4 protein-coding genes are annotated in these 3,880 nt (G+C 36.8%); 1 reads left to right on the forward strand and 3 read right to left on the reverse strand.

The annotated features are described in order from the left end of the window. On the forward strand, window positions 1–544 hold a 544-nt coding region (locus SE27_RS14615; protein WP_455550008.1), incomplete at its 5' end, for an oxidoreductase. 221 nt (window positions 545–765) lie between these two features. Here the strand turns inward: SE27_RS14615 and SE27_RS12880 are convergent. The 3 genes from SE27_RS12880 to SE27_RS12890 all read right to left on the reverse strand — a co-directional run bounded on the left by SE27_RS12880 (window position 766) and on the right by SE27_RS12890 (window position 3,209). Then, a complete protein-coding gene (locus SE27_RS12880) occupies window positions 766–987 on the reverse strand; it encodes a hypothetical protein (protein ID WP_039624278.1) in 222 nt (73 codons plus the stop codon). Between the two features lie 247 nt (window positions 988–1,234). Next, entirely contained in the window at window positions 1,235–1,828 is a 594-nt protein-coding gene (locus SE27_RS12885; protein ID WP_039624231.1) for a TetR/AcrR family transcriptional regulator, read from the reverse strand. A 202-nt stretch (window positions 1,829–2,030) separates the two neighbouring features. Continuing rightward, a complete protein-coding gene (locus SE27_RS12890; RefSeq protein ID WP_039624233.1) occupies window positions 2,031–3,209 on the reverse strand; it encodes a replication initiation protein in 1,179 nt (392 codons plus the stop codon). Window positions 3,210–3,880: the final 671 nt, after the last annotated feature.

The raw sequence follows: 3,880 nt of genomic DNA on the forward strand, positions 1-3,880 counted from the left end.
CTCAGCACAAAGTAATCAGCGCGAAGATGAATATGGTGGATCACTCAGCAACCGTCTACGCTTTCTTCAAGAGGTCGTTCAGGCTGTGGCTGAGGTGGTCGGTGCTGATCACTTAGGCGTACGTTTCGCTCCGTTGTTTGAAAGTACAGAACAAGACCGCGTCTATATGGGTTTAGTCGAAGACGATCCACATACCACTTACATTGCGGCCATTAAAGTGCTTGAAGATGCAGGTATTGCTTATTTATCCATTGCAGAAGCAGATTGGGACCATGCACCGGAACTACCGGATAGCTTCCGACAAGACGTAAGACAAACCTTTAGTGGACGTATCATTTATGCAGGACGATATACCGCAAAACGTGGTGCGCGTCTGCTAGATTCTGGACTAGCAGATCTGATTGCCTTTGGTCGTCCGTTTATCGCCAATCCAGACCTGCCGGAGCGTATGGCCAACGATTGGCCCCTTAATCCTGTAGATCCTAGCAGCATGTATGGCGGAACGGAAAAAGGCTATATCGATTATCCTGCTTATCAGCAGTAATATTTGTTCAGTAAGTCAATATTTTGCTTCTTATGATGAGAAGCAAAATTTTTTTATAATAATACCGCGACCACTGCGGGTTGTATTGAGAACAATACCGATTGCTGAGCTAGACTGCAGCAACGGTGCATGAAGTTTGACCATTAAGCCACTAAAAATAATAAATGCTTAAAAAACCAGATAATTTCGGATCAATATTTTTATCAGAAAAATCTTAAAAATTACCATTTCATACTTTTGATGCGGGAAACCAACCATCCTGCCAACGGAAAAGAAATCAACTGAGTGACTGGAACCAACACAGCTACTTCAATCAACACCATCATTGGAAAACTTTGATGCTCAGTGATTGGCTTTAATAAAGTAAGCACCAATAACAGCGTTGGATACAGCCCCAAGTAGCCAACCACTATACGCATAAATGCAGCATCAAATTTATGCATTTTTTTACCACGCCATTTCATACACGCTCTCTAAATATTGCACTATGGGATTATTTCTCAGTTTCAAATCAGCTCTGATGGCTCAGGTGATACAATTGAGCCGCAACATCAAATCATTCAAGACGCTTTATCTGATTTCACGGATCGCCGCTATCATGATCTTTCATCTTCCCATTTAATAAAATAACAGACTGGTCTATTATTTAAAGAATAAAAATCACCCATCAATAGATGCGTGATTAAGGGATTAAATGACTTGATTTTGAAGTATAGATTGCGTGGTCAACATCGCACTTTGCAGAGATAGACTATTTAAATGTAATTTACTCAGCAGACTCGCTCCCAACCACAATTGATAAAGCGCAGTAGCAGTTTGCTTAGCATCAGCTACTTGCAAAGAGCCGTCTTGCTGACCTTGTTCAATACACTGCGTAAGACGTTGAATAATTTGATCTGTACCTTCTTTTAACGTCAAACGCATCACTTCTGAAAGATCAGCCACCTCAGCACTTAATTTAACCACTAAACATTTCTGTCCCTCGAAGCTTTCACAGTAGCTGTCTAACCATTTTTGCCAATAGCCCATCATCCGCTCATAAGCAGTATGGCTGGATAGTGCAAAACGCTCATCCATATTGATTAAATAGGCGTGGAAATAATCTTCTAACAAACACTGCGCATATTGCTCTTTCGAGTTAAAATAATGATAAAAAGAGCCTTTAGGAACATTGGCCGTTTTTAAAATCTCATTCAGACCGACACCACTAAACCCTTTAATCACCATGATCTGGTAACCAATATCGAGTAAATGTTGGCGCGTATTATCGTAATTTGCTTTCATGCATTTATTTTACCAAAAACTAGACCAGTCGTCTATTTTAAACAGCAGACTTTTGAAAAAAAAGACTCAATATATGCATTCATTATAACTGACTTTATAAAATATACTTAGCCCATCAGCAGAATTCACAGGGTTTTAAGATTAAAACTGTAGTAAGTTGCTACAGTTTTAATAATCCAAATAGACAGTAACAATAAAAAACTTAGGCTATCTCTGCACCAAAAATTTCATTGATTCGCAGTCTATGCTGCGTAACAAATGTTTTGTTTCGAATGAGTTTATTTTTTATTTCATATTTAAAATCACTTAAACTTATCCCAGCTTCGGCAAATTCCATTTGAAAAATAACATCATTTACAATCACATTGGCCTGCGATTCGGTTAAGCAGCCTTCCATCTTAAACCACTGTTGAAACTTCTCATCGGCATGATGGATATACCAAGCACGCATCTCCATATCGAATTTAGCACCCAGCTCTTTTACGGTATTATTTTGGTCAAATGGTACGTCTAAATAAATTTTTTGGCTAATGAGTTGTTGTGCTGTTACTAGATCTTTATCTTGAGTCTTCAGTGTTTTTTCTACAGTAAACAATATCCCCACCACAGGTCGACCTTTCTTAATTGGCTCGTAGTGTAAAACCAAGTCGGTATTGGCATTAATTTCTTCTACAATTTTATCTAAAACATAACGTCGAAAATCGATCCAACGGTCATACTTATTTCCACCCAAATCAATTAAGCTTTTCAAACTCTCTAAAGTCATATCAACTTCATAGGTTTCCTGATTGGCATATTTAAAATCATTTTTTAAGAAAAATGAATAGAGACTCATACTGGCCACCGAATCTAAACTAAAAATATGCTTCAATTGATAGGTGGTAAAATTCCCATTGGCTAAACGGGTAAAATAAGGCAACACCTCGCTGGTAAAACGAATCTGTAAGGCATTCTTGGCACTATCTTCCCAGCGTAATTCACGAATAATAGGCACCACAGAGTGTACTGTTTTCTTTTTTCTCTTTGAATCATTTTCAGGCTCTTCAACCACAAAGTGTGCCACCCGTGAAGATAAATCCTTATAAATACGATCAATTGCAACATTGACTGAGTTTTTCTTATCCAAACCTAAAAGATTTCCCAAATCATTTTTATAAAGATAAATAAAAGTTTGTTCGGTAATTTCCTTTTCTTGATTGTTTTTCTCACCATAATTTGCAACCGCCATTGCATATAACAGTGCTTTATACTCATTACTTGAAAGCTCAATTGGCCTTAATAATTTATTACTGGTGCTAACCACCCCATTCGAGCTGATATTTCCCATGGCATAGCGCAAGTAATCCTTTTCTGATTGTAATTCCTCAATATCATTTGTCATATGGTCATCTTTTGCTGGGCATGATTGATGTATATATACATAAAAGTGGAAAGTGAAGCAAATTTTTCACTTCAGCTCCGTTTTATATCTCTAATGCAGAGTTACAGATTAATCCAATCTAATATTGCTCTTAAGGTGGAGAAGATGTCATGGAATATAGAATAAAAAGGCTAATTCTAAACCTAAGAGTGGAATTATACTAAATTATTCACTTTATCAGTGACAAAGCTTCCACTTTAGCCCGTTACGACTGATTGATAAACGCTGTTAAAATGATTAAATTAGATTAACGGTTGTACAAAAGTGGAATTACTCAAAAATATTCACTCAAAAATGACAAATCTTCCACTCTTAAGGATAAGATCTGCACCAATATTACTCAAATAATGATATAAACGGCCATTCAAAACTTAAAATATATTAACGAAAAGTTATCCACAACCTAACACATTATAAATGACAAAGCTTCCACTCGTAATTAAGCATAAATTGAGTTATCAACAATTTAATATATTGATTTAAAAAAATAAAATTATATTTTTACTTTGATATATAAATAGCGATGACAAAGCTTCCACCGTAGTGACAAAGCTTCCACTTTAGCGTGACAAGTCTTCCACCTTTCGATGACAAAGCTTCCACTTTAGCGTGACAAGCCTTCCACCTTTCGA

This window comes from Acinetobacter harbinensis (assembly GCF_000816495.1).
GTDB lineage: Bacteria > Pseudomonadota > Gammaproteobacteria > Pseudomonadales > Moraxellaceae > Acinetobacter > Acinetobacter harbinensis.